The 25,491-nt window shown below is 59.7% G+C and carries 26 protein-coding genes; 14 read left to right on the top strand and 12 right to left on the bottom strand.

The window, feature by feature from the left end:
* Positions 1 to 16 precede the first annotated feature (16 nt).
* From KB449_RS29845 to KB449_RS29835, 3 genes are all read left to right on the top strand, one after another.
* Complete coding sequence (locus KB449_RS29845; RefSeq protein ID WP_282911836.1) at positions 17 to 1,063, top strand: DUF6282 family protein; 1,047 nt, start codon at positions 17 to 19, stop codon at positions 1,061 to 1,063.
* A 69-nt stretch (positions 1,064 to 1,132) separates the two neighbouring features.
* Complete coding sequence (gene allB / locus KB449_RS29840; protein ID WP_282911835.1) at positions 1,133 to 2,536, top strand: allantoinase AllB; 1,404 nt, start codon at positions 1,133 to 1,135, stop codon at positions 2,534 to 2,536.
* Between the two features lie 67 nt (positions 2,537 to 2,603).
* Positions 2,604 to 2,993 carry a helix-turn-helix domain-containing protein gene (locus tag KB449_RS29835; protein ID WP_282911834.1) on the top strand — a complete coding sequence of 130 codons (390 nt, stop codon included), beginning with the start codon at positions 2,604 to 2,606 and terminating at the stop codon, positions 2,991 to 2,993.
* Positions 2,994 to 3,054: 61 nt separating this feature from the next.
* Here the strand turns inward: KB449_RS29835 and KB449_RS29830 are convergent, their stop codons facing one another.
* Positions 3,055 to 3,414, bottom strand: coding sequence for a DoxX family protein (locus KB449_RS29830; RefSeq protein WP_282911833.1), 360 nt, complete (start codon positions 3,412 to 3,414; stop codon positions 3,055 to 3,057).
* A 166-nt stretch (positions 3,415 to 3,580) separates the two neighbouring features.
* Between KB449_RS29830 and KB449_RS29825 the strand changes: the two genes are divergently transcribed.
* Positions 3,581 to 4,168, top strand: coding sequence for a TetR/AcrR family transcriptional regulator (locus KB449_RS29825; protein ID WP_282911832.1), 588 nt, complete (start codon positions 3,581 to 3,583; stop codon positions 4,166 to 4,168).
* A 35-nt stretch (positions 4,169 to 4,203) separates the two neighbouring features.
* Positions 4,204 to 4,911: a GDSL-type esterase/lipase family protein gene (locus KB449_RS29820; protein WP_282911831.1), complete on the top strand. Its 708-nt coding sequence runs from the start codon at positions 4,204 to 4,206 to the stop codon at positions 4,909 to 4,911.
* Positions 4,912 to 4,966: 55 nt separating this feature from the next.
* On the opposite strand, the gene KB449_RS29815 is transcribed toward KB449_RS29820, so the two are convergent.
* Both KB449_RS29815 and KB449_RS29810 read right to left on the bottom strand, forming a co-directional pair.
* The gene (locus KB449_RS29815; protein WP_282911830.1) at positions 4,967 to 5,371 is read right to left on the bottom strand and encodes an SRPBCC family protein; all 405 of its coding nucleotides are present in this window, start codon (positions 5,369 to 5,371) and stop codon (positions 4,967 to 4,969) included.
* Positions 5,372 to 5,405: 34 nt separating this feature from the next.
* Entirely contained in the window at positions 5,406 to 6,401 is a 996-nt protein-coding gene (locus KB449_RS29810; protein ID WP_282911829.1) for an acrylyl-CoA reductase family protein, read from the bottom strand.
* A 112-nt stretch (positions 6,402 to 6,513) separates the two neighbouring features.
* On the opposite strand from KB449_RS29810, the gene KB449_RS29805 reads away from it, so the two are divergent.
* Positions 6,514 to 7,404, top strand: coding sequence for a LysR family transcriptional regulator (locus KB449_RS29805; RefSeq protein ID WP_282911828.1), 891 nt, complete (start codon positions 6,514 to 6,516; stop codon positions 7,402 to 7,404).
* A gap of 47 nt (positions 7,405 to 7,451) precedes the next feature.
* On the opposite strand, the gene KB449_RS29800 is transcribed toward KB449_RS29805, so the two are convergent.
* The 3 genes from KB449_RS29800 to KB449_RS29790 are packed head-to-tail and all read right to left on the bottom strand — an operon-like array spanning position 7,452 to position 9,826.
* The gene (locus tag KB449_RS29800) at positions 7,452 to 8,354 is read right to left on the bottom strand and encodes a phosphotransferase family protein (protein ID WP_282911827.1); all 903 of its coding nucleotides are present in this window, start codon (positions 8,352 to 8,354) and stop codon (positions 7,452 to 7,454) included.
* A gap of 30 nt (positions 8,355 to 8,384) precedes the next feature.
* Positions 8,385 to 9,245, bottom strand: coding sequence for an alpha/beta fold hydrolase (locus KB449_RS29795; protein ID WP_282911826.1), 861 nt, complete (start codon positions 9,243 to 9,245; stop codon positions 8,385 to 8,387).
* A gap of 23 nt (positions 9,246 to 9,268) precedes the next feature.
* The gene (locus KB449_RS29790; protein WP_282911825.1) at positions 9,269 to 9,826 is read right to left on the bottom strand and encodes a PadR family transcriptional regulator; all 558 of its coding nucleotides are present in this window, start codon (positions 9,824 to 9,826) and stop codon (positions 9,269 to 9,271) included.
* A 268-nt stretch (positions 9,827 to 10,094) separates the two neighbouring features.
* On the opposite strand from KB449_RS29790, the gene KB449_RS29785 reads away from it, so the two are divergent.
* The 5 genes from KB449_RS29785 to KB449_RS29765 all read left to right on the top strand — a co-directional run bounded on the left by KB449_RS29785 (position 10,095) and on the right by KB449_RS29765 (position 14,962).
* Complete coding sequence (locus tag KB449_RS29785) at positions 10,095 to 11,660, top strand: methyl-accepting chemotaxis protein (protein ID WP_282911824.1); 1,566 nt, start codon at positions 10,095 to 10,097, stop codon at positions 11,658 to 11,660.
* A gap of 255 nt (positions 11,661 to 11,915) precedes the next feature.
* Positions 11,916 to 12,518: a TetR/AcrR family transcriptional regulator gene (locus tag KB449_RS29780; RefSeq protein WP_282911823.1), complete on the top strand. Its 603-nt coding sequence runs from the start codon at positions 11,916 to 11,918 to the stop codon at positions 12,516 to 12,518.
* Positions 12,519 to 12,669: 151 nt separating this feature from the next.
* Positions 12,670 to 13,884 carry an MFS transporter gene (locus tag KB449_RS29775; protein ID WP_282911822.1) on the top strand — a complete coding sequence of 405 codons (1,215 nt, stop codon included), beginning with the start codon at positions 12,670 to 12,672 and terminating at the stop codon, positions 13,882 to 13,884.
* Between the two features lie 74 nt (positions 13,885 to 13,958).
* A complete protein-coding gene (locus KB449_RS29770; protein WP_282911821.1) occupies positions 13,959 to 14,366 on the top strand; it encodes a MerR family transcriptional regulator in 408 nt (135 codons plus the stop codon).
* Positions 14,363 to 14,962: an NADPH-dependent F420 reductase gene (locus KB449_RS29765; protein ID WP_282911820.1), complete on the top strand. Its 600-nt coding sequence runs from the start codon at positions 14,363 to 14,365 to the stop codon at positions 14,960 to 14,962. Before KB449_RS29770 ends, KB449_RS29765 begins: the two co-directional genes overlap by 4 nt.
* A gap of 165 nt (positions 14,963 to 15,127) precedes the next feature.
* Here the strand turns inward: KB449_RS29765 and KB449_RS29760 are convergent, their stop codons facing one another.
* Positions 15,128 to 15,571, bottom strand: coding sequence for a hypothetical protein (locus KB449_RS29760; protein WP_282911819.1), 444 nt, complete (start codon positions 15,569 to 15,571; stop codon positions 15,128 to 15,130).
* 377 nt (positions 15,572 to 15,948) lie between these two features.
* Between KB449_RS29760 and KB449_RS29755 the strand changes: the two genes are divergently transcribed.
* From KB449_RS29755 to KB449_RS29745, 3 genes are all read left to right on the top strand, one after another.
* Positions 15,949 to 18,648: a winged helix-turn-helix domain-containing protein gene (locus KB449_RS29755; protein WP_282911818.1), complete on the top strand. Its 2,700-nt coding sequence runs from the start codon at positions 15,949 to 15,951 to the stop codon at positions 18,646 to 18,648.
* Positions 18,649 to 18,798: 150 nt separating this feature from the next.
* Positions 18,799 to 19,113, top strand: a complete 315-nt coding sequence (locus tag KB449_RS29750; RefSeq protein WP_282911817.1) for a hypothetical protein — start codon at positions 18,799 to 18,801, stop codon at positions 19,111 to 19,113.
* Complete coding sequence (locus KB449_RS29745; RefSeq protein ID WP_282911816.1) at positions 19,110 to 19,766, top strand: hypothetical protein; 657 nt, start codon at positions 19,110 to 19,112, stop codon at positions 19,764 to 19,766. The genes KB449_RS29750 and KB449_RS29745 overlap by 4 nt, the downstream gene beginning before the upstream one ends.
* Before the next feature lie 157 nt (positions 19,767 to 19,923).
* Here KB449_RS29745 and KB449_RS29740 read toward each other — a convergent pair whose 3' ends face one another.
* The 5 genes from KB449_RS29740 to KB449_RS29720 all read right to left on the bottom strand — a co-directional run bounded on the left by KB449_RS29740 (position 19,924) and on the right by KB449_RS29720 (position 25,342).
* Complete coding sequence (locus KB449_RS29740) at positions 19,924 to 20,622, bottom strand: YjgB family protein (RefSeq protein ID WP_282911815.1); 699 nt, start codon at positions 20,620 to 20,622, stop codon at positions 19,924 to 19,926.
* A gap of 27 nt (positions 20,623 to 20,649) precedes the next feature.
* Complete coding sequence (locus KB449_RS29735) at positions 20,650 to 21,759, bottom strand: stalk domain-containing protein (protein WP_282911814.1); 1,110 nt, start codon at positions 21,757 to 21,759, stop codon at positions 20,650 to 20,652.
* Positions 21,760 to 21,772: 13 nt separating this feature from the next.
* Complete coding sequence (locus tag KB449_RS29730; RefSeq protein WP_282911813.1) at positions 21,773 to 22,978, bottom strand: TolB family protein; 1,206 nt, start codon at positions 22,976 to 22,978, stop codon at positions 21,773 to 21,775.
* Between the two features lie 169 nt (positions 22,979 to 23,147).
* Entirely contained in the window at positions 23,148 to 24,647 is a 1,500-nt protein-coding gene (locus tag KB449_RS29725) for a sensor histidine kinase (protein ID WP_282911812.1), read from the bottom strand.
* Positions 24,644 to 25,342, bottom strand: coding sequence for a response regulator transcription factor (locus KB449_RS29720; protein ID WP_282911811.1), 699 nt, complete (start codon positions 25,340 to 25,342; stop codon positions 24,644 to 24,646). Before KB449_RS29720 ends, KB449_RS29725 begins: the two co-directional genes overlap by 4 nt.
* Between the last annotated feature and the right edge of the window lie 149 nt (positions 25,343 to 25,491).

Below are 25,491 nucleotides of genomic sequence, written 5' to 3'. Positions count from 1 at the left end.
CAGGAGGAATGATCCCATGTTTGATTCGTCGTCGTCCGTCCCATCCCTTACCGTTGACCGTTCCAAGTGGAAAGAATCGTTCTACCGCCGCTCGATGGAGCTGCCTGACGAGCTGTTGATCGGGGCGATCGACAGCCATGTCCATGCGGGGCCGGTCCTGAACTCGAATCCGGGACACCAGGATCCGATTCAGGTGGCGCAGGAAGCGGCGGCCGCGGGTATGAGAAGCATCGTCTACTACGACGTATTCGGCTGGGCTTCCGGTATGGCGTGGGTCGTCAACCGCCATGTGCCGGGCATCCATACGTATGGGGGTTATCTGATGAACTCCTGTCACGGCGGAATGAATCCGCGCTCGGTACGGACAGCGCTGCATATGGAAGAGGGCTGCCGGTTCATCAGCTTCGGCTCGCACTGTACGCGTTATTCGGCAGAGCGCGAATCGACGCTTGTCGACGGCAAGCTCGTCCCCTTCAAGGACGCCTTCCCGAAGTTCGCGGAGAAGGAGCTGCCCGTCGCGACGTCCATTCCGACGGACGGCACGGTTACCGAGGAACTCGACGAGATCCTGACGATGGTGGCCGAGCACCCGCAGGTTTATTTGAACACCGGGCATGTCTCGGTGCAGGAAGCGTTCCGGCTGCTTGATCTGGCCGAGCAGTATGGAATCAAGAAGGTGCTGATCGCCCATCCGGTCAGAGGCCGGATGACGGTCGAGCAGCAGAAGGAAGCGGCGGCCAGGGGCGCCTTCCTGGAGGCATGTCTCGTCGATTGGCTGTATCCGGACGTGCCGCGCACCCACTATTACGTGGAGAAGGAATATATGGACATGGGAGCGGAGCTCGGCCGCCATACGAATACGGTCGCGTGGATGAAGACGATCAAGGAGGTCGGTATCGACAGGTTCGTCCTCGGCACGGATTACGGCATTCGCGCCGCATCGACGCCGGTGCAGGGAATGCGGACCATGGTCGCGACGATGCTCGATTATCAGTTCGCTCCGGAAGATATTTATCATATGATCGCGTCGAATCCGGCGAAGCTCATCGGTCTCGACGATTAATCTGCCAGGAGAAGAGCGGCGCAAACGATGAATGGGCTTCAAGCAGAAGACAGGGGTGAGTAGATCCGAATGAAAAACGAGCCGTCTTCCGCAGACCGCTACGATCTCGTTATTATCAACGGTCAGGTTGTGCTTGAGGATCGCGTCGCGCAGCTGGATATCGGTATCCGCGATGGCCGAATCGAACATTTGTCAGCCTCTGTCGAACGCGGCCGGGCCGCCGTTATCGATGCCGCAGGACTTGTCGTCATGCCGGGCATGATCGATGCGCACGTCCACTTGAACGAACCGGGGCTTGGCCATTGGGAGGGCTTCCGGAGCGGCTCGTCGGCGTTGGCTGCCGGCGGATGCACGACCTATATCGATATGCCGCTTAACGGCATTCCGCCTACCGTGACGGTTCAGGCGCTGGAGCTTAAACGCAAGCTGGCAGCCGGCGCTTCCTATGCGGATTATGGCTTCTGGGGCGGGCTTATGCCCGGCTATCTGGAAGAGCTGGCACCGCTCGCAAACGCCGGGGTTGTCGGGTTCAAGGCGTTCATGTCCTCGCCTGGCGACGACCATGAGGATGCCTTCCGGCGTACCGACGACCAGGTGCTGCTGGAAGGAATGAAGCGGATCGCCGAGCTTAACAAAGTACTGGTGCTGCACGCGGAGGAAGAGTCGATTGTTGCGAGGCTGACCGAACTGGCACGTCGGGAGGGACGGAGCGGAGCGGCCGATTATACCGGCTCGCGGCCGGTAATCGCCGAGGTCGAAGCCGTGCAGAAGGCGCTCGATTATGCAAAGCAGTCCGGCTGTCGGCTGCATTTTGCGCATATCAGCAGCTCGGCTGCCGTCATGGCGATCCGTCAGGCGAAATTAACGGGAACGGATGTGACGCTCGAGACTTGCCCGCATTATCTGACCCTCACGGATGCGGATCTCGCGCGAATGGGCGCTGTGGCCAAGTGCGCCCCGCCGCTTCGCAGCCGCGAGGAGCAGGCGGAGCTGTGGAAGTGTCTCGCGCAGGGCGACATCGATCTGGTCGCCTCCGATCATTCGCCTTGCCCGAGTCAGCTGAAGGCGTCGAGCGACCTGTTCGTCGCTTGGGGCGGCATTGCGGGGGCTCAGAGCTCGCTCGAGCTGCTCGTGGACGAAGGACATCTGAAGCGTGGAATTCCGCTGGCTCATATTAGCCGGCTGCTCTCGGGCGCCCCGGCCAAACACTTCGGCTACGAGCGCATGAAAGGCGCGATCAAGCCTGGGCTTGACGCGGATCTGGTGCTGCTGGATTTGAACGAGCCCTATATTCTCGCCGCCGGGCAGCTTCATCAACGGCATAAGCATTCGCCGTACGCAGGCCGCAGGATCGGCTGCAAGGTGAAAAAGACATTGCTGCGGGGGGGCGTCATCTACGACGACTCCCACGGCTTCGCTGCGATCGAGAGCGGGATTGAAGTCAAGGCTTCGCATCGGATCGCCAACTGCTAGAGGTCCGTCATTGCGCCTGGCAAAAAGGGAAGCGAAGGACGAATACACGTCTGGGAGGTTGAAGCGGATGGAGCCCGTCGCGAACAAGCAGGCAGAAGATCGGCTCATGCTCGAATGGATGCACCTGTTTGAGAAGCTGCCGCAGGAAAGCATGACGGCCTATGTCGACCGCTATCTGGGAGGGCTGCTCGCAATGAAGCCGGACCGGGCGTGCGACAAGCCAACCTTAAAGGAGCGGAACGAACGCAGGCAGCGGGAGGAATTGCTGCTTACGCTGGAAACGCTGATCGCGTGCGACGGCCAAATCAATGAGCTGGCCGCCAAAATGTTCATTCACCGGAATACGGCCGCATACCGGATCGAGAAGCTGGAAAAGCTGCTCGGCATGCCGCTAAAGCAAACCGAAAGTTTGCTTAGGCTTAAGCTAGCGTTTATTTTTAAGGCAATGCTGCATTGAATCCTAGAAACGTCCGTGCCGGCGAGCGCCTCCCCGAGATTCGATCGGGGAGGCGCTCTGCTTAGTTCGGGAAGTCGCCCAGATCCGAGCCAAGGAGCGCGGCGAGCACGATGGCGAGAATGGCCAGCACCAGCGCAGGCGCGATCGCGCCGAATTTGTCCTTGGCGCGCACGTGGAAGGCGACGGCGCCGAGCATGATGACGCCGATCAGAACGGCGCCCCAGGCGGCCCAGCTGTCGCGCCAGAAGCCGACGACGAGTCCGGCGACGCCAACCAGCTGCAGCAGCCCCGTGACCACGCGAAACCATTGCGGCAGCCCCAGTTTGCTGAAGTTTTCAACCTGCATTTTAATTCCTGCGACCTTGCCGAGTCCGGAGACGAAAAACAACAACGCCAGAAGAATTTGAAGAACCAGAACCATGAATGCCTACCCCTCTCCCGTGCTTGAACTTATGCAACACCTGTTGCTTACGTTATGATAAGATAACGGTAACCTGCCGACAACCGTCAAGTTGCCGCGGATTATCGCTTAAGCGACAAAAGGGCCGTATTGTCTGAAAAGTGGCCGATTGCGAGGGGGGAGAGGCTTGGAGGAGATCAAGACGGATCCGCGCGTCCTGCGTACGCGGCAGTTGATCCTGGATGCGTTCAATGCGTTGATTCCCAACAAGGATATCAAGGACATTACGATCGGGGACATCACGAAGCGGGCGACGATCAATCGCGCGACCTTCTACGCCCATTATGCGGATAAATACGAGCTGATGGAGGACGCGCTTTCGCAGATGTTCAAAGACAGCCTGATGCAGAAGCTGTCCTGCCATGCCGACCTGAACCGGGCGACGCTGACGGGCATTATCGTGACGCTATGCGAGTTTCACGCCAACTTCAGCACGCAGTGCGCGCGCAGCTACGAGGCGATGAGCCCCTATATCGAGAACAAGATGGTCAAGCTTTTGAAGGGCGTTTTCCGGCAGCTCCTGGGTCAAAAGTCGTACCTGGACGACGCGGCTGCGCAGCGGATGTCCGTCATCCTCAGCTGGATCGCGTACGGTCTTGCGAGAGATTGGAACACGGACGGCCGTAAAGTAACGCCGGAGCAGCTGGCCGAACAGGCGATTGCCGCACTCTCCGCGGCGGTCCGGGAGATCGACGGGGTCGGACTTCCGGTATGACTTTTTTAAGAAGCGATAGGGACGGTGGAGATCGCATGACGATTGAAGGCAAAACGATCAACACGGCGGTAATTCCGGTCTCCAAGCTGGAGGAAGACAGCTACGACTGGTGGGCCCGCCATGAGCAAGTGCTGAGCGTGCAGCGGACGATCGATCCGCAGGTCGTTCTGATTGGCGACTCGATCACGCATTTCTGGGGAGGCGAGCCTTGGTCGGCGCAAGTGCACGGGAACCGGGAAGCCTGGAATTCGGTATTCGCTCCGTATCGGGTGCTGAACATGGGCTTCGGCTGGGATCGCACGCAGAACGTGCTGTGGCGGCTCGATCACGGCCAGCTGGACGGGTTGAATCCGCAGACGGTCGTCATTCTCATCGGCACGAACAATACGAGCGAGACGGAAAACGCGCGGGCGAACAGCCCTGAGGAGATCGCAGACGGACTGCGCGCGATCTGCGACCGCGTGGAAGCAAAGGCTTCAGGCGCCAGGATCGTTATCATGGCGGTGTTCCCGCGCGAACATGAGCCGGACCATCCCCGGCGCAGGACGATCGCGGAGATCAACGAGCGGTATGCGGCGATCGCGCAGGAGCGCGGGTATGGGTTCGTCGACATCGGTCCGCAGCTGCTCGAAGCCGACGGGACGCTGTCGCAGGAGACCGCGCCGGATTATTGCCACCTGACGGAGCGGGGCTACGGGCATTGGGCGGAGGCGCTGCGTCCGCTGCTGCCGCAACTTCCATAAAAACAACAGCGGCAGCCTGGACTAAAATAAAGTCCCGGTCTGCCGCTGTTTTGATTTAATTCGCGTTCTCGATCGTTTGTTTAATAACCGCCGACACTCGATCTGCCTGCGCCTGAATTTGCGGCGCGAGCTCCTCGGGCAGAAAGTCGGTTGTCCAAACGAAAGTGCTGCCCTTATTGCTATCAGGAAATACCTGGAACGAAGCATTATGGTGGAGAAGCGGCATCTTTCCTTCCTTCACGGCAAACACCATTCGACGCTCCTCTTCATCCACGGAAACGATCAGCTCGCGTACCGCGTCGCCGTTCGGCAGGATCAGCGTTCTCTCGTTTCCGTCCAGAAGCGTATCTTGGGTATAACCCGGGACGAGACGAAGATGAAATGCGCCTACGTCTCTGACCGCATCCCAGACCTGTTCGGGCGGGCGATCTATGAATATTTCTTTTCGAACGGTTGGCATAACGTTTTCTCCTCCCTCAGTTCCCCTGCACGAATCAGGACAGCGCGACGACAGCGCGGCCGCGCATGCGTCCTTGCAGCACTTGAGCGATCGCGGCGGGAAGCTCGGACAACGAGATCTCGTGCACGATCGCGTCCAGAAGCGCGCCATCCGGCTGCCATTCGGCAGCGATGCGATTCCATACGGTGCGTCGAACGTCCATCGGGCACAACACCGAATCGATGCCCAGCAGGTTAACGCCGCGCAGAATAAAAGGATAAACGGTTGTGGCCAGCTCCGCTCCGCCCGTGAAGCCGCTAAGCGCGACGGAGCCGCCGTACCGGACCGAATTCAAGACGTGCGTCAGGAAAGGCCCGCCGACCGGATCGACGGCTGCGGCCCAGCGCTCGCGGTTCAGCGACTTCCCCTCCGGCGTCTCCAGCTCCGAAGGCGAGATCGTCTCCCGCGCGCCGATGCTTTTTAAATAGTCGATCTCCGCGCTCTTGCGGGTGCTGGCCGTCACCGCGTAGCCCGACTTCGCCAGCATCGAGACGGCCCAGCTGCCGACGCCTCCGGTGGCGCCGCTCACCAGGACGGAACCTTGATCCTGGCGGAGGCCGTTCTGTTCCATGCGGTGGACGGACAAAGCGGCCGTGAATCCTGCGGTTCCGAGGGCCATCGCGGCCTTGGCGGTCAGACCGGCCGGCATAGGCACGACCCACGCTGCCGGGACGCGCGCGAGCTCGCTAAACCCGCCGGAATGAGACGCGCCCAGCCCGTATCCCGTAACGAGCACTTCATCCCCCTCCTTAAACGATGGATCCGACGATGCGAGCACGGTGCCTGCCAAGTCGATGCCGGGTATATGCGGATAGTGACTGACGATCCCGGCTCCCGGTATAATCGTCAAGCCATCCTTGTAGTTGACGCTTGAATAGGCGACCCGAATCGTCACCTCTCCGTCGGGGAGATCGTCTATGGAATAGTCGCGAATCTCGGGCTGCAGCTTCGTATCCTTCCAATCTACCGTTAACGCTCGATAAGATTTCATTGGCCAAGTCTCCTCTCTTTCCTCCATCCTAAACTTGCCCTGCTTATACGTCTAATTTATAATTTTCATTAAAATCATGACATTTTGTAATCATAGGAAAAGGTGATCGGCGTTGGAGTGGCAGCAGATCGAGTATTTCATCGCGGTAGCGAAGTCGCAGCATATGACGAATGCGGCTAAGCAGCTGTCCGTCACGCAGCCTGCGTTAAGCCGTTCCATTGCTACGCTGGAGAAGGAAGTCGGCGTGGAGCTGTTTGAACGGCGCGGACGCAACTTGGCGCTCAATCGCTATGGACAGCTTTTCCTGGAACGGGCGCAGAACGCCTTGACGGAGATCGAGAAGGCCAAGCAAGAAATCGCGAATCAAATCAATCCATGGTCGGGCATGTTATCGCTTTGTTTTCCGCATATCGTTGGCGCCGAACTGTTCCCCACCATGCTTGGCGCCTTCCGCGAACGATACGCCGATATACGCTTCGAACTGAATCAATGCTCGAACGAAGAGCTGGCCGTGCGAATCCACAATAACGACAGCGACTTCGGGATCACGACTTGGGAGTCCGTGAACGATGCGTTCCATTGGCAGTTGATCGGCAAGTCCGAGCTGTATCTGGCAGTACCTCTTCACCATCCGTGGGCGGATAAAAAGAGCATTCGTTTGGAGGAACTCGGCGGGCAAGCTTATGTTGGGTTAAAGCCATCCTGCGCGTTAAGCTATACGGTGGAGGCGCTGCTGGCCGGTGCCGGCGTCGAACCGGACACCCTTTATCGTGCCGATGAATTGGATATGGTTGCAGGTTTGGTATCGGCGGGGTTCGGCGTCTCCTTGCTGCCGAAGACACTGGGCGTCCGCAATTACCCGATGGCTTGGGTTCATGTGAACGATCCCGCAAGCGAGCTTACGGTGGGCGTCGTGTGGAAAAAGAACAGGCAGCTGACGCCGGTGGGCGAGGTTTTTCTCGATTTTATTCGAGAGCGGTACGGAGCGGGAGCTGCGGAGTAAATGGGCCGAAAACGTGATGAAGCTGCCAGGCAGGCTGGCAGCTTCCCTTACAGGAGTACGCACTCATTCAAACATCGATTTGTTCTGACGATCTTTTTTACCTTCTTCATCGTATCCGCATGCTTGGGCACTCCCTCTGTTCGGTCTAGCAATAGCCACCTCAGGCAGGCAAGAGCCTCAAAGATCTCCAGCTCCGCCGTCGTTACGGGCATCTCCTCTTGATATTTATATAAAAACGTAAGGCTCTTACTCTCGCTTACATAAATACGCAGAAGGAGGCAAGCCCATGACAGATCGAATCGGGGATCCCCCAGCTGCCCGTTCGTCCAGTCGATGATCGTGTATTGTCCATGCTCCTCCAGAATATTGCCTAAATTGAAATCGCCGTGAATGACCCGCTCCATCTTGATATCCGCTAGAGCGACAAGACGGTTCAGCTCCTCGTTCATCGCCGGAAAAGCCTCGATCCCCGGATAAAAATAACCGACAAAATCATATCGAGCTAACACGCCGCTTTCTAATTTATCCGTGGGGAGGCGGTGAATATCGGCTAGCGTCGCGGCGATTTTTTGAAATTTGCTCGGACTCAACTTCGTTACTGAAGGGCCGTGATAACGCGTCAACAGTAAAGCGTCTCCGTTTTCGGTCCGCCCGTAACCGATTGGCTCCGATATGCGGATTTGCTGACGATGCAGATTCTTTAAAAGACGATATTGGCGTTGTACGTCCGGTTTCGAGTGTTTGTTCCACACCTTCAGCACGAATTGCTCTTCCCCCTGCGTAACCTTAACCACATCCGCCTCAAGACCCGGCGCAAGCGGGCTAAACGTCAGTTCGGCCCCTGAAGTCATCAGGTTGTTTAAAATGGGGGTTGTTTCGTGCCACTCAATGCTTCCAAATGAATCATCTATGTTGCTTACCGTTAGCCTAGCTTGCGCTTCAATCTCCATTCCCACGAGCCTCCCCGAATAATAGCCTGATTATAGCTTTGCTTCGAGCCACGGTCGGATAAGCGGCAGCACTTGGGCAGCTTGCATGGCTTGTGTATGGTCGAGCCCCTCGAGCATTCGGACTTCCCAGCTGAATGCCTCAAGAGCTGCGCGATTGCTCGCGAAGGCGCCGGCGATATCGACCGTGACGCCGCCGAAGGCGTCTCCGTACGCGATGATATCGTTTGTGCCTGCGAAGCAGAGACGCGGCATTCGAATCTGCGCTTGTGCCATACGATCGTCGAAGTCTTGCAGCGCCTCGTACAGCGTGACGAACTGCCGGGTCTGATCGCGATTCATAGCGACCTCGACGGTAGACCAATCAAGATCCTCCCAGGAGGAAGCATCTGCAGAGCTTCCGCCCCAGCCGTCAGCGATAGTCCCGCTCTCGCCCGACATGGCATACGTGGCCTGCGTGACCTGCAGCATCTCCCGATACGGGCCGCCTACGGGCGGATAACCGCCCATGATCAGCGCGGAGAGTCTGTCAGTGCGCAGGGCCAGCTGCATGCCGGCAAGCGCCAGCCAGGAGTAGCCGTAGTAAGCAAAACGATCCACACCTGCAGCGTCCGCGATGACGAGAAAGTCTGCCGCCACATTGCCCGGACTCAGCGTATCCGGCTTCGGCGTACTGAGCACGTGGCCTTCGTAGTCGAAGGCAATGACGCGATATCGGTCGCGAAGACCGTCAATCAACGTTCGTCCGAGTGCAGGGTCCGTGCCCCATTTGCGCATCTCTTCCGCCTTCGGCCCTTCTAACGGCCAGGGATTCACCGGTAACAAGATGGCAGGCCCGTCCCCTTCGACCTCGACTTGTATCGGATGGCCGTCGTGCATGGCAGCTTCGATCATCTTCCTGCTCCCCTCCCCATCATTTATTCCACGTCATCCGCAAACGTATATTTTCCGTCATGCAGCGACTGCAGCAGCTGTCTGGTAGCCGTTACGGCGTGTTCCATATATCCGGCCCACATGCCGACAAGCTCCGGATGTTTGGATGGATCGGACGGTTGAGACTCGGTCGGCAGCGTCCGCAGAAATGCGGCGGATGCTTTCTGTGCGGCCAGCCGTTCCTCAAGCAGCGCGATGACCTGTTTCCGGGACAGCGTCTCCATAAACGCAATCCCCGCCGCCATCTGCTGAAATTCGTTGCTTTTCAGCGCCAATTCGAGCAGCGTCTTAAATTCCGCTTCGCCATCCGGGGTCAGCGTGTATTCGGTCCTCGCAGGCCCGCGCTTGACGGAATCGCCCGGGTCTTCAGCCCGGATCATGCCTTGGGCTGCCAGCTTATCCATCGCATGGTAGATCGAACCTGGCTTGATATTCGTCCAGGTCTCGGCTCGCCATGCCGTCAGGTCTTGATGTACGCCGTAGCCGTGCGTGACGCCCCGCCTCCGGATCGTTCCCAACACCAGCAATCTAATCGACGACATTCGCACCAACTCGCTTTCTTGCGTAGTCATGCTCATTATAACCAAACTATTCAAATTTGAATAGATAAAAAGCGCACGCAGGCGCCCTTGCCAGCGTTGTAAGCTCAACTATGGCTGCAGCCCCATCCTCTCGCTGAATTCCTCTCGCAAACCCCGCCCCGCAAAAATATGCGGGGTACCGCAACAGATTTGCGGTTACAAGAACATTGTCGAATTTTATCATAAAGGTAGTACTTTATGACCAATCCGAGAATGGGGACGAAGCGCGATGAAGCTCACCGTAGCGAAAAAAATGTACGCCAGTTACCTCCTAGTCCTGATTCTCCTGGTTCTTGTCGCCGTTTTTGGCCTTCAAGGGATGAACAAAATTCAAGACCAGACGAACAATATCGTCACGGACGCGATTCCCGTCTCGATGGCCGCTTCAAATCTCATGACCTCGCTCGTCAACCAAGAGACGGCGACGAGAGCTTTTCTGATCGGTGCAGACGAAAAGTATCTGGATACTTATCAGAAAGGCGTGCAGGGCGTGCAAGACGACCTTAACGCTATCAGCGTTCATCTTCCGGGACATCCGACGATGAAGGCGCTGATCGACGAAGCGAAGCCCGAGATTGAAGCGATCGAGAAATACTTTGAGACCCAGATTGCGCTCGTGCGTGCAGGCAGCATCGAGGAGGCACAAGATAAAGTAGGAGACGGCAAAGCGTTGTTCGCCGAATTCCGGGAGACACACGGGAAAATGGAGCAGGACATCGCAAAGATTATAAGCGATGCGTCGCAAAGGGCTTCGGATGCGAAGAATAACGCGGAGTATCTTATGTTCGCGGTCAGCGGCATCGCGCTTGCGGCGACGCTTGTCCTCGCTTATGCGATGACGCGCAGCATCTCCGGCCCGGTCAGGCTCGTTACCCGCACGCTTGGCAGCGTGGCGAGCGGGGATCTGACCGGCGGCGAGATTCGCGTCAACAACAAAGACGAGATCGGCGAGATGGTCGCATCGCTGAATGTGATGACGGGCAGTCTGCGGCAGCTCATCGGACTGACATCGACTTCCGCGCACAACGTCTCGGCCGCTTCGCAGCAGATCTCCGCCAGCACGGAGGAGATTGCGGGCAGCAGCGCCAGTCAGGCCGATGCCGCGCAGACGATGAATCATCTGTTCAAGGAGCTGTCGGCGGCGATCTACTCGGTGGCGCTCAACGCGGAAGAGGCTGCGGATTTGTCGAATCGTTCACTCGACATTGCGAGGAACGGCGGCGACGTCGTACGGACGTCCATCGCGGGCATGAACGCGGTCAGCTCGCAGATGAACAAGCTGGAGTCGGATTCCAACAAAATCGGAGAGATCATCGAGGTCATCGACGATATTTCCGATCAGACCAACCTGCTCGCGCTGAACGCGGCGATCGAGGCGGCCAGAGCCGGCGATCAAGGCCGCGGGTTCGCGGTCGTCGCCGACGAAGTGCGCAAGCTGGCGGAGCGCAGCGGCGAAGCCACCAAGCAGATCACGGCGATCATCCGGGGCATTCAGCAGAGCACCCAGCAGAGCGTGCGGGCTGTTGCGGACGGCGTCACCTCCTCGATCCAAACGGGGGAAGCCTTCGACCAAATCATAGAGACCGTCCAGCGGACCTCCGAGAAAGTCACCGAGATCGCGGCGGCCAGCGAGGAGCAGTCGGCCCAAGCCAACGAAGTGCTGAAGTCGGTGGAGCACGTTGCGTCGGCGAGCGAGGAGTCCGCAGGCGCGGCCGAGCAGACGGCGGAAACGTCGCAGACGCTGGCGACGTTGGCGGAGCAGCTCAGCGCGTCGGTGCAAAAGTTCAAGGTCTAGCTGTAAAACGGACATTCGAACCGTTGTGCGACATCGACATCGACATCGGCATTGGCATCAGCATCCATCCTGCCCCGGGAGCGGTAATCCGCTGCCGGGCTTTTCGCGTTTCGCGTCCGCACGCGGCTTCCAAGCAGGCATGCCGGCGCTGTCGATTCGTGGCGGGCGGCATCGCATTGCCATTCCTGCTATTTTCGAATAAACTGAGTTAATAGACCGGATGGTCGGTTTATGGATGGGAAAGGAGAGAGTCCGATGGCCAGACCTGCCGGACAAGGCGAGCACACCAAGAAGCGAATCGCTATGCGGGCGAAGGTGCTGTTCGAGCAGAAGGGCTATTCCGCCGCTACGATGGACGAGATCCGCGAGGCGGCCGGCGCCAGCAAGGGCAGCATCTATTACCATTTTAAGGGCAAGGATGAGCTGTTCCTGTACATTCTGGAATTGACGATGCTGGATTGGATAGATAAGTGGGCCGCGATATCCGCTCCTCTGGGCACGGCGACCGACAAGCTGTATGCGCTCGCCGACCACTTCGCCTCCGACTTCCAGAATCCGCTCATGAAAGCGGCGGAGGAGTTCGGCGGCAGCGAAACCGCCGATCCCGCCGTTCATGAGCGCTTGTTAGAGCTTACTCGCGTTCATTATCCGATCTTCCGGCAATTGCTCGAGGACGGGATGGAGAGCGGGGAGTTCGAGCGCATGGACGTAGGCGAGCTGATGTACATCGTTCTGGGTCTGATGGGTGGGCTCGGCGTCGCTTATTACGAGCTGGGAGCCGAGCAGATCGCGGCGCTATACCGCAGGTCCATCGACATTCTGCTTCGCGGCATCCGCGGCGTCGGAGCAGACGGGTAGTACAGATTGGCCCGACGATATCCGGAGCGGCGCATGGGGAGAACTATTCCGAGCCGTTCCGGACAGTTCAAACCATTTCATAAGCGGCTACTTTTTTTTGCACAATTAATAGACCGACTGGTCGGATTATTAATGCGGGGAGCGATGGCGAATGAAGGATTTATGGAAAAACAAGGTGTTCGTACTGGTGGCTTCGGCCGATCTGATGCAGCAGATCGGCATCTGGGTGCGCAACATGGCTTTGCTGTTTTATGTGATCGAGCACACGGGTAACGACCCCGTGGCGGTATCGCTGCTGAACGTGTTCGAATACGCGCCGATCTTCGTCTTCTCGCTCATCGGAGGCACGCTCGCCGACCGTTGGAATCCGAAGCGGACGATGATCACGGGCGATGCGCTCAGCGCCGTCTCCATCGCGGTCATCCTCGCGTTCGTGCTGGCCGGCTGGTGGCAGGCGGTGTTCGTGGCGACGGCCGTGTCGGCCATCGTCAGCCAGTTTTCCCAGCCATCGTCAGCCGTTATGTTCAAGCGTCATGTGCCCGAAGCGCTGATCCCGGCGGCGACGGGCGTCACGCAAAGTATGATGGCCCTGTTCACCATCGTCGGGCCGATGCTCGGTACCGTCATTTACACGTGGGCGGGCGTCGAGAGCTCCCTCGTTCTGCTGATCGTCCTGTTCGCCTTGTCTGCGCTCATACAGCTGGCGCTGCCGACTTACAAGAGAGAGCCGAGACCCGCCGGGGGCTCTGTCTGGAAGGAGATGAAGGCCGGATGGGCCTATATGCGCGGCCAGCGGAATCTGTTGTTGATCACGTTTTCCTTCGCCTTGATCGGACTCGGGGCCGGTCTGATCCAGCCGCTCGACGTATTTCTCATCACCGAGCGTCTTCACCTGGACAAAGAGGATTTGCAATGGTTCTACGCGCTGGGCGGCATCGGCATGCTGATCGGCGGGGGAGCGGCCGCGGCGTTCGGCCGCAAGGTGAACCTGCGTCTCGTCGTCGCGGCGGGATTCACCTTCCTGGCGGTGTCGGTCGCGGTTGAAGCCATGTCGATCTGGACGGGACTGACTGCCTCTATGCGGTTTTTGGTCGGCGCGGCGATGGCTTTCCTCCAGGTCGTGCTCGGCGCGGCGCTCGTCTCGATGGTCGAGGAAGATTACATCGGCCGCGTCAGCGGCACCTCGACACCCGTCATGATGGCCGCCATGATTGTCGGAACGGCTTCATCCGGCTTTCTGATGAAGGCGATGACGCTCGTGCCGACTTACCTGCTCGCCTCGGCGATCGTCCTCCTGTCGGTACCTGTCGCCCTGCAGCTGCGTTTTCCTGCTAGAGCGGCGACGAAGACGGACGCCGGCGGCTGACGGATGTTGCCTGTTGACCTGGAGTCAACTCCAGCCGCTACAATAGGTTTATCGAGACGAGAAGAGGGGTTCGGATGTATTCGATCGGCCAAGCGGCTGAGCTGACCGGGTTCAGCATCGATACGATCCGGTACTACGAGAAGATCGGCTTGACGAAGCCGCCGGAGCGGAGCCCGGGGGGCCTGCGGTCATACAGCGAGGACGACGTGAAGCTGCTGTCCTCCTTGCATTGCTTGAAGCGGACGGGGCTGGGGCTCGAGGAGATGAAGGCTTTTCTGCAGGAGGGACGCTGCTTCGCGAATGCCACGTTCCCGCTGAGCGGCGAGGACCGGGAGGCGATCGAGAGCCGGACGCGCATACTCGGGGAGCATCTGATCCGCATGGAGGCGCAGTACCGGGCGCTGGCCGACGTGATCGGGCAGACGAAGGAGAAGCTGGACTTTTACCAAAACATGTTGAACAGGGAGGCTGCTGCGAAATGAAAATCGCGTCGATCGGATCGGGACAGATAGGCGGTACGCTGGGCAAGCGGTGGGCGGAACACGGGCATGAAGTGACGTTTGGCTCGCGCGATCCGCACGGCGAACGGATGAGCGCTTTGCTGGCGGAAGCGGGGCCGAACGCGCGGGCAGGCACGGTGCGGGAAGCGGCCGCATCCGGCGAAGCGATTCTGCTGGCCGTACGGCCGGAGCACGTGGAGCAAGCGCTGGCGCCTGCCGGCGACCTCGGCGGCAGGATCCTGATCAACTGCGTCAATCGGTTCGACGGCGCGTCCGCGGACGCCGAGGTTCGGCGTCTCGCGCCGGGCGCGCGGATCGTCCGCGCGTTTCACACGCTGCCGTGGGAGGTGCTCGCCGAGCCGCGGTACGAAGCGGGCCGCGCGACGGCGTTCCTCTATGGGGACGATCCGTCCGCGGTGGCGTCTGTCGCCGGACTGGCTGCCGATATCGGGCTCGACCCCGTCGATGTCGGCGGTCCGGAGGCGATGTCGCAGGCTGAAGCGGCGAACGGGACGCTGTGGCGTGTGCTTGCGCCGCTCTTCGGGCGGGCGTACAGCTTGCAGGTGCTCAGGCGTTGAGGCTCATGCTATTGCCGGAAAAGGACGAAGCAGGCAGATGCCACTTCGTCCTTTATGGTTAAGTGTGGGGGATGACATGCTGCGGCTCGAGACGGGCAAAGCGCTCTGGCTCAGCCGCGGCGGCGACTACGAGCGAGTAGAGACAGAGGCATCCGTTTGAGGCCGTTACCCGATTTCTCCGTATTTGATGGGAAGCGTCATGCGCTTCCCCTGCGTTGCGATTTCAATGCCGACGCCTTTGGACAGCCATTCTCGCTTCAGCGGTTCATCCGTATAAAAACGCTGCCTCAATACGGTCTCCTGATAGGGTTTTAGCAGAAAAGGCGTTTTTCCTTTACGGTCATCCTCTTTGACTTCAATCCGATCCAGGCCGTCTATCTCCCTCAAATGCGGGTCTAGAAATACGACATAGGCTGCAAACGAAGCGTCTTTATCGGCGTAATTCGCGATGACGGCATATACCTCCAATATATTCTCATCAGCCCGCCATCTGACCAAGCTTTGCTGTTCCAGCAATAACCCCTCTTTTGAAGAAGCTCCGAATAAAGGGGCGCAAGCCGTGCAAGTCAGGACCAGTAAAATAAAGGCGTATACGGTGCTTTTAAGCATAGTCCGCCCTCCGGTTGTTAGGGTTTGAACAATTGATCCAGCTTGCCAAACAAAATTCCCGGCTCCATGACAGCTCCGCTCGATTGATCGACCGTACCTGGGCAGGGAAGCACAGTCAGTGCTCGGTCCATAGCCCCGTCCGAATAATGCAAAAGGACGTCGAACGATTCCACCGAAGCGGGGCAGCGCTTAAAAGCGACCGATGGATGCGATTCGTTCATTTGCCACGCACGGCATTCGCTCATAATTTCCATATGGTGGTTAGACGCGCATGCATGGAGAAAGTTCCTGGCAGGCATAACTTGCAGTGGAGAAATAAAGCCGTTCAAGCTATCCTATTGGATATGAACCGATAGAATGGGGAACCCGATTCAACCATGAATGTGCAGATCCTAACTACGAAGCTGTATATTCCCGTGTCCCGGTCCAAGACCATTCCGCGACCGCGTCTGTTCGAGCGGTTGAACGACGGTCTGGACCGCAAGCTCACCCTTGTCTCCGCTTCCGCCGGATTTGGCAAGACGACGCTCATAGGCGAGTGGGCTGCCGGCTGCGGTCGACCTGTCGCATGGCTCTCCTTGGACGAAAGGGATAACGATGCCGCGCGTTTTCTCGCCCATCTCGTCGCTGCGGTGAACAGGATAACCGAGCCTATCGGAGGAGACGGAGCTCTCCCGCGCATTTCCCAACCGTCGTCTACCGAATCAGCGCTGACCATTCTGCTCAATGAGGTATCGGCGATCCCGACCCCTTTCGTTCTGGTTCTCGACGATTTCCATGTCATTCGCGCCAAACCGATCGACGACGCGGTCGCCTTCCTGCTTGAGCATCTCCCCCCGCAAATGCATCTGGTCATCGCGACTCGGGAGGATCCGCAGCTGCCGCTAAGCCGGTTGCGCGTACGCGGCGACTTGACCGAGCTGCGTGCCGCGGACCTTCGCTTTTCCGCCGGCGAAGCGGCCGCATTCTTCAACGAGGCGATGGGCCTGGCACTATCGGCGGACGACATTGAAGCATTGGAGAGCCGTACCGAGGGCTGGATCGCGGGGCTCCAGCTGGCTGCGCTCTCCATGCGAGGGCGCGAGGACATTCCGGCATTCATTCGCGCGTTCGCCGGAGACAACCGGTACATCATCGACTATTTGGTCGAGGAGGTTCTGCGCCGTCAGCCGGAATCGATGCGGAGCTTTCTGCTTCAAACCTCCATCCTCGAACGGTTGTCCGGGCCGCTGTGCGATGCCGTCACCGGCGAAGGGGAGGGCAGCGCGCGATTGGAAGCGCTGGAGAAGGGCAATTTTTTTGTCGTCCCGCTGGACGACAGACGCGAGTGGTATCGGTACCATCACCTCTTCGGCGAGGTGCTCGCCGTTCATTTAGAGGCAGACCAGCCGGATCGGATAGCCGAGCTGCATCGGCGTGCAAGTCGATGGTACGAACGGCATGGCTCGGCAGCCGACGCGATTCGTCACGCATTGGCGGCAGGCGATGACGCGCGGGCAGCGGACCTGATCGAGTGTGCCTGGCCGGAGATGCGGAGACTTAGGCAGGGGCTTGCCGTACTGGGCTGGCTGAGAGCGCTGCCCGACGAGTTGATACGCCGCAGACCCGTCTTGAGCGTCGCGTTCGCCTGGGCGTTAATGGCCGGCGGGGAGTTCGGAGCCGTCGAGGAGCGCCTTCAAGACGCGGAACGCCGGCTCGAAACAACCGCGAGCAGCCAAGCCAGCATGGCGGACAGGGTCGTCGTGGACGAAGAGGAGTTCCGTCATCTTCCGGGCACGATCGCCGGGTATCGCGCCGCGCGCGCCCAGGTGCTGGGCGATATACCGGCAGCGATCCGATATGCCCGGCGGGTCCTCGAGCTCGTGCCTGAGGGAGACCATCTTCGGCGCGGCGCGGCGGCGGCGCTCTTGGGACTGGCGGCGTGGACGAGCGGCGATCTCGAGACCGCGTACCGGATGTTTGACGAGGGTATGGCCGGCGTGCTGCTGGCCGGAAATATCTCGGACGCGATCGGGGGCGCGATCGCCTTGGCCGATATCCGGATTGCGCAAGGCCGGCTGCGCCAAGCGATGCGGGTCTACGAGCGAGGCTTGGAGGTAGCCGAGTCGCATGGCGAGCGCATGTCGCGGGGGACGATCGATATCCACGTGGCGATGAGCGAGCTCGACCGCGAGCACAACGATCTTCAGGCCGCCGCGGATCGCCTGTTGAAGGGCAAGGAACTGAACGAGCGCGCCCTTCGCCCGCAGATCGGCTATCGCTGGTACGTCGCCATGGCCCGGGTCGCGGAGGCGAACGAAGACCTGAATGGCGCGCTCTCGCTTCTCCATGAGGCGGAGCGGCTGTATAAGGGCCATTTTTTCCCCAATGTGCGTCCGATCTCGGCGATGAAAACACGGATCTGGCTTGCAATGGGGCGGCTGGACGATGCCCTCGATTGGGTGCGGGAGCAAGGGTTGTCCGCCTATGACGAGCTGTCCTATCTGCGCGAATTCGAGCACGTCACGCTTGCCAGGACGCTCCTGGCGAAGTATAGGCGCGATCGCAGTGACCATTCGATTCGTCAAGTATTGGGGCTGCTGGAACGCTTGCTTCAAGCGGCAGAGGAAGGCGGGAGGGCCGGGAGCTCGATCGAGATTCTGATCCTGCAGGCGATGGCTCATGAGACCCGAGGCAACCGCCTTGATGCGCTTGGACCGTTGGAACGCGCCTTGGCCTTAGCCGAATCGGAAGCCTACGTCCGCATCTTCGCGGACGTAGGCCAGCCCATGGCCGCCTTGCTTGAAGCTGCTTTGAAACAGGGAGTCTCCCCCGGTTATATCACTCAGCTTCTGTCCGCGCTCGGCAGAGCCGAGAGCAGAGCGGCGCACAAGCACACGCTAAGCGAGCCGTTGAGCGATCGGGAGCTCGAGGTGCTTCGGCTGTTCCGAACTGAGCTGAGCGGTCCGGATATCGCCCGCATGCTCCATATCTCGCTGAATACCCTGCGGTCGCATACGAAGAATATTTATAGCAAGCTCGAGGTGAACAACCGCCGCGCGGCCGTTCGCCGGGCGGAAGAGCTCGATTTAGACTAGCGCTTCCGCGTCTCTCTACAGCCCCGTTCTGGCCGGTTTATCGACCGGCGCGGGGCTTTTTGCTGCATAAATCACCACTTGTGGTGATGCGGACTCCTCACGCGAACCTGTATCTTAACCTTAGCGGAAGCACAAAGGAGGAAACGCAAAATGGAAGGATCGCAAGGATCTCCAGAGAACGATGGGGAGCCAAGACGGTACGAGATTCGCGTAAAAGGGCATCTAGATTCCAAATGGGGATATCGGTTCGAAGGGTTATGTTTTACCCGCGACAGCAACGGAACGACCGTCCTTCGCGGCCCGGTGGCCGATCAGGCGGCACTTCACGGTTTTCTTAGGAACATACGCGATCTCGGCTTGCCGTTGATCTCCGTCGTCGGGGCGAGCTCCGAACGTTCTTACGCGCCCGCGTTCAAGATAGGAACAGATCATACTACTTTCATGAAAGAGGAGACAAATCGATGAACGCGAACCGCACAACCGCAGGAAGTAACAAGATCACTGCCCCCGGCCTCATTCGTTGGTCAGGCGTGGCGGCGATGCTGGCAGGGATTCTGTTCATCGTTATCCAGATGATTCATCCGTCCGATGTTCTCTCGTCCGTAACTACCGACGCTTGGGCCATTGCCCATTACTTAACCATCTTGATGAGTCTCCTGGCCTTGGCCGGTATCACGGGGATCTACGCCAGGCAAGTCGAGAAGGCCGGGTGGCTGGGCCTGGCAGGCTATCTCCTTTTCAGCCTCGAGTTTGCGCTCCTCATGGCGCTTACCTTCATCGAAGCTTTCATTTTGCCGCTGCTCACGACCGACGCGCCGAAAATCGTGGAGGGATTCCTGGGGCTTTCAAGCGGAGCGGGCAGCGAGGTTGACCTTGGCGCGCTTGCCGCCGCGGGACCGGTATCGGCCGCAGCGTATTTGCTCGGCGGTCTGCTGTTCGGCATCGCGACGTTCAGGGCCGGCATTTTATCGCGCGGGGCGGCAGGCTTGCTCGCCTTCGGGGCCGTCGCTTCTCTGGCTGCCGCCGTGCTCCCGCACGAGCTCGGCCGGCTCGCGGCGGTGCCGATGGGCTTGGGACTGGCCTGGCTGGGATACTCGCTTTGGTCTGAAAAGCGTTGAGGACTATCCTGCAAAAGTGCACGATAGATCCGGTTATCGGCCAAAGGAGTGCTTTTCGGAGAAAATCCATCACTTTTTGCGCGCTTGGGCGTTTTCTTCTATAACGATTAACAAGCCGCCAGGGTATGCGCCCGGCGGCTTGTTCGTGAGCAGGCTTTTAGCCCGCCATATTGTTGCGCGATCCCGTCTTCGAGAAGACCGAGATATGATCGACCTTGCCAGTTGATTTCGGGATGGCGAATTTGAGCTGAAACTCCTTGCCGGTCTCGTAGACGTAAATGGTGTCGTCGCCGCTCTTGGTCGTGGACGACGGTTTGCCCAGCGTCTGCTCGATCTGCAGCAGCGTCAGCTTCTGCAGCTTGGCGTCGCTCGAGCGGATGTCGAACAGCTGGCTGCCTTTGTTGTAGCCGAACGCGGCATGATGCTTGCTGTAGACGGCGTAGAAGCCTTTGCCCGCCATATCGTCCGAGTCGGGTTTGCCCCAATCCTTCTTTACGTCGTCGATGAGCGAATCGTGCGCGACGTACGAGATGCCGGGCGCCTTGCCTTCCTTGGCAAGCTTCATCAGCTCTTTGATCTCGGCTGCGACCTCGGCGGAGACCTTGGTCGGCGCGGCCGATGCCGGAGCCGATGCGCTCGCCGGCTCGCCGGCCGACGGGGAAGCCGGCGCCTCGGTCCCGCTGCCGGCGGAAGCCGAAGGCGAAGCGGGAGCCGCCGCGGAAGCGGATGCGGACGGCGATGCACTGGGCGCATCGCTTCCGTTAGACGAGGCCGATCCGGCGGAGTTGCACGCGGCGAGCACGAGCACGCCGGCCAGCACGAAGCCGTAGGACGCCGTTTTGAAAGATACCTTCATGATGCGGGCCTCCTTAGAATGATTGCCTTATTTCAGTTTGGCGACGCCGACGGCGATCTGTTCCAGCTTTGCTTTGTTCAGCGCGCCGTCCGGGGAGCTGATCGTCACGAACCGGTCGTCGAGCTTGAAGGTCAGCATGTCGGTGCCGGAAGGCTTATACCACTTGGCTTGAACGCCGTTCGACAGGGTGACCTTCGTGCTGTCGTAGCCGTCCGAGTAATCGCGAGGCGAGACGCCGACCGTCATGTGGGAAAAGAGGAAGTTCACGCCGTCGCCGGTCGCTGCGGCTTGCTTGAAGGCGTCGTCGCCGGCCATGAGCGTCGGTGCGTATGCCGTCGTGAAGCCGTCAAACCCGGCGAAGGCGGTCTTGATGGCTTTGAATTGCGCATCGGTGTAGGAGACGATGGCCAGACCGGCCGTGCTGTCGGATTGCTTGGCGACGCCGACGGCGATTTTCTCGAGCTGCGCCTTGTTCAGCGCGCCGTCCATGGAGCTGAGCGTCACGTAGCGGTCGTCGAGCTTGAAGGTCAGCATGTCGGTGTCGGAAGGCTTATACCACTTGGCTTTTACGCCGTTCGACAAGGTCACGTTCGTACCCTCGTAGTCGAAAGCATAGTCGCGAGGCGACACGTTCACGATCATATGCGAGAAAACGAAGTTCACGCCGTCGCCGGTCGCGGATGCTTGCTTATACGTATCGTTGGCCGCCATCAGCGTTGGCATATAAGGCGTCGTGAAACCGTCGAATGCCGCGAATGCCGTCTGAATCTCCTTGATCTGCGCCGTTGTATAGCCGATGCTGGCCAGATCAGCGGATTGCGGAGGCGTATTCGGCTTAGCCGTGGTGATCACGACCTGATTCGTCTTCGGGTCGAAGGTCAACTGAACGTCCAGGGCGCCGGCCAGCGCGCGGACGGGGAGATACGTCGTGTCGTGGTACGTGATCGGAGTGAGCTTGTTGCCGCTCGCGTCCGTCGGAACGTAGGCGGAGCCGTTGACCTTGATGCCGATGCTGCTGTTCAGATAGGCCGTGATTTTCTGCATGTTCGTGCCTGCGTAGACGCCTGCCGCGCCTGTGATCGTCATGCCGAGCACCATCGCGCCGAGTACCGATTTCTTCATCATATTGTTTTTCATAAGTTCCATCTCCTTAAGGGGTTTGTTGGTTTTTAAAATCGATAATTTCCGTGACGGGCAGATCGCCCTTGCCGGCAGCCGTGACGCCCAGCCTCGTGCCTGAGGGATTCCAGCTAAGCGGGTATTGGGGAAAAGCGTTCGGAACGACGGGCACGACCGTGCCCGAAGCGGCGTCGAACACGTACACGCCGTTCATGCCGCTGCGGTCTTCCGCGTATACGGCGAAAGCGAGCTTCACGGCATCGGCGGACCAGCTCATGTACGGGATCAGATCGCCTGTGCCGATCGCCGAGCCTTGCTGGCGTCCGTCCGCGCCGTAGAGGAGCAGGCGAGCCGCCGTTCCGTCCTGGCCGACGACCGTCGAGACGGCGATTCTGGCGCCGTCCGGCGCGACCTCGAAGCCGGATACGCCGGTGGCGAGCACGGTGGGCTTCGTAGCGGTCCCGTAGGCGAGCGTCTTCAGGTTCTGCGCCTGATCCGTGTAGTAGACGCGGCCGTGCGATGCCGTGAACTTCGTGAACAGCTCGACCTGCGGATCGTCGAGCGTCATCTTCGATACGGTGCCGTCCGTCTTGACGGACAGGACGTCGCCGCGTCCTTCCATAGAGCCGGCCGCAAGAAGGTACGTGCCTTCGTCGATCCAGCCGCCCGACTCGAGATAGTTGGTGCCTTTAATCTCGGTCATGCCGCCGGTGGCGACATTTTTAATGAAGTTGCGGGCCGTATATTTATCCTTCCACCGCTGCACGAAGGCGAATTTGCCGTCGGGAGACAGGGTTTCCTTCACAAGCGCAGCCGTGTCGCCTTCCGTCTCGGCCGGCTTCGCGGGCTTGCGGGCGTCGCTCGTCAGATCGACGGTCTCGGCCGCATAGCTGAACTTCGGCTCCTCCGTGTCGGTGCCCGGCTTTTCGAGCTTCGTCGTCGTAATCCTGAGCGCGTCGTCCGAGAGCCAGGCGTCGATCGCCGCGCCCTCGAAGCGATGGATGCGTTCGATCGCCACGTCGCTCCGCTTCGGCGCGTCCGTCTCCTTGACGACGGTCAGCTTGCGCTTGCCGCCGCCTGCGCCCTGCGCGGCGGACGCATCGTCCGTCTGCCCGGCGCTCGCGCCGGAAGCGACGGGGATCGGCTCGCCGTTTTTGGCGCTGCAGGCTGTCAGTTCGATGGCGAGCATGAGCAATAGCGTGAGCTTAACGGCGATCTCTCCTTTTTTGTTCGGCATGGACAGGTCCTCCTGACTGATATGGATCTCGCCAGGGAGCAGCTGCGGCGAGGCGCCCATACCGCGCTGCCCTGCGTCCGTCGTCCCTGTCTTGAGATCAGTATAGAATCGCGATATATCGAAGCCATATCCGGCATGTATCGAAGTTGTAAACAATTCGGAGCGCCGTTTACGACTTGCGCTTAGGCTCTCGTACCGGCAGCTCGAGTATGAATCGGGAGCCGCCCGAGCCGGATTCGGCGAGCCGAACGGAGCCGCCCTGCTTTTCCGCAAGGCTGCGGACAAGCGACAGTCCAAGTCCGGTACCCCCGGTCGCGCGCGAACGGTCGCCGCTGACCGTGTAGAACGGATCGAAGATGCGCGACTGCGCCTCCTGCGGAATGCCTCTGCCGGTATCCGCGACCTCGACGATCATTCGCGGCTCGCCGTCTGCGCCATACGTCAGCCGGTTGCTTAGCGTCACTGCGCCGCCCGACACATTGTACTTGACCGCATTATCGAGCAGGTTGAGCACAATATGCATAAGATTGTCGGAATCCGCCCAGACGCTGCCGTCCTGGAGATCCAGCGTCATGCGGATGCCGACGGCGTCCGCTTTGACCCGTATGCGCTCGGTGGCTTCCTTTAATAAGGGAGCGAGTGCGACCTGTTCCGCTTTCGTTTCAAAGTCGTAAACGTCCATCGCGGACAGCTGCAGCGCCTTTTCGACCAATTCGTACAGCCGTGCGGCTTCCGTGCCGATACGCTCTCTTGCTTTGCCGAGCAACGCCGGGTCGTCCGCGTACATCTCCAGCAGATCCGCGTAAGCGCGGATCGAAGTCAGCGGCGTTTTCAACTCGTGGCTGATGTTGCCGATGAACTGCTTCTGCTGGCGCTCGAGCTCCGTCAGCCGCGCGATCGCATCCATGAGCTTGCGCTTCTCCTCGTGGAGCTGCGTTACCGAAGAAGAGATGCTGCCGCTCATGTCGAAGATGCCTTCGGCCAGCTCGCCCAGCTCGTCCCGGCGCCTCACGGGCGCGGCGGACAAATAATCGCCGCGTCCGATCTGCTGAGTGGCCCGGTTCAGCCGGCGGATGACGCTTACCTGGCGCCGGACGAAGAGATAGCCGACGAGGAAGCCGCCCGCAAGCACTGCGAGCCCTGCATACAGGAACAGATCGCGGATGCGCTCGTAAAACGCATTCTGGTCGGCGAGCGACGCGTGGAATTGTACCGTACCGAGCAGTTGATCGGCATTGTAGAGCGGAGCGAGGTATAAGAGCGCGTCGCCTTCCGTAATATAAGCGGACATCCCCCTCGCCGTGTAGGCCAGCGCATCGGACGCGTCCGTCCGCGGCTGAATGGGCAGCGACGTGCCGGCCAGGACGCCGTCCGTATCGTAGAGCGTGACCGGCATGCCGCTCAGTTCGCCCAGGTCGACAGCCAGCCGCTGCGCGTTTTTTTCCATAAAGGGCTTCGCCTCGACGCGCTCGCCGGTCAGAAAGGCATCGCGCACGCGCAGATTCGCGGCCTCCGCCTGGCGGGCGAAGGTCTGCTCGAGCCGCTCCTTCTGGTCGTCCCGAATGCCCGACAGCACCTGCATGCTCAGCGCGGCGACGATAGCCGCCAGCAGCAGCGCGAGCAGCAGCGACTGCTTGCCCTGCAGGCCGATGCGCACGCCCCGGCTCATTCCGACGGCCTGGCGCTCTTGTAGCCGACGCCGAACACCGTCTGGATCAGGCCCTGCGCGTCTCCGAGCTTGCGCCGCAGCCGCTGGACATGAATGTCCACCGTCCGGGTTCCTCCCGCGAAGTCCATATCCCACACGAGTTCAAGCAATGCTTCCCGCGTGTACACGCGCTCCGGATTAGCTGCCAGCAGCTTCAATAGATCGAACTCCTTGGGCGTCAGTTCGAGCGCTTGCCCGTCCACGCGCGCCGTCCGCGAGAGCGATTCGATCGCCAGCGTGCCGAGCCGCACCGTCTCCGTATCGGCTGGCGCGTTCTGAGCCGGTGCGTGATCCAGCTGTACCCTGCGGGCGAGCGCCTTGACGCGCGCGAGAAGCTCGCGGATGTCGAAGGGCTTGGTCATGTAGTCGTCCGCCCCCAGCTCGAGCCCCAGCACTTTGTCTACAATATCGTTTTTAACCGTAAGCAGAAGAATGGCCGGACGGTCCCTGCCGTCCAGCTTGCGGCAGACTTCATATCCACCCATGCGCGGCATCATCACGTCCAGCACCATCACGTCCGGTCGCTGCGCCGCCACCTTTTCCAGCGCCTCCACGCCATCCGCCGCCGTATCGACCTCATATCCCTCGCGCTGCAGCGCGTAAGCGACCGCCTCCGAGATTCCCGCCTCGTCGTCTACCACCAATACACGTACCATGCCGGTCCGCCCGCCCTTCGCCAATCGAATTTCTCTATAAACATTCATACCCCTAAACGGGTGGAACATGCAAAAAGGGTGCAGATGCAAGACGGTTGAATCATCATGTCGAATCATAATGCGGTTTTATAAGCAAATGTCGGAAATAC

This window comes from Cohnella hashimotonis (genome assembly GCF_030014955.1).
In the GTDB taxonomy this organism is placed as follows: Bacteria; Bacillota; Bacilli; order Paenibacillales; family Paenibacillaceae; genus Cohnella; species Cohnella hashimotonis.
The sequence above is the reverse complement of the archived record's forward strand: the minus strand, read 5'-3'. Positions and strand labels throughout refer to the sequence as shown.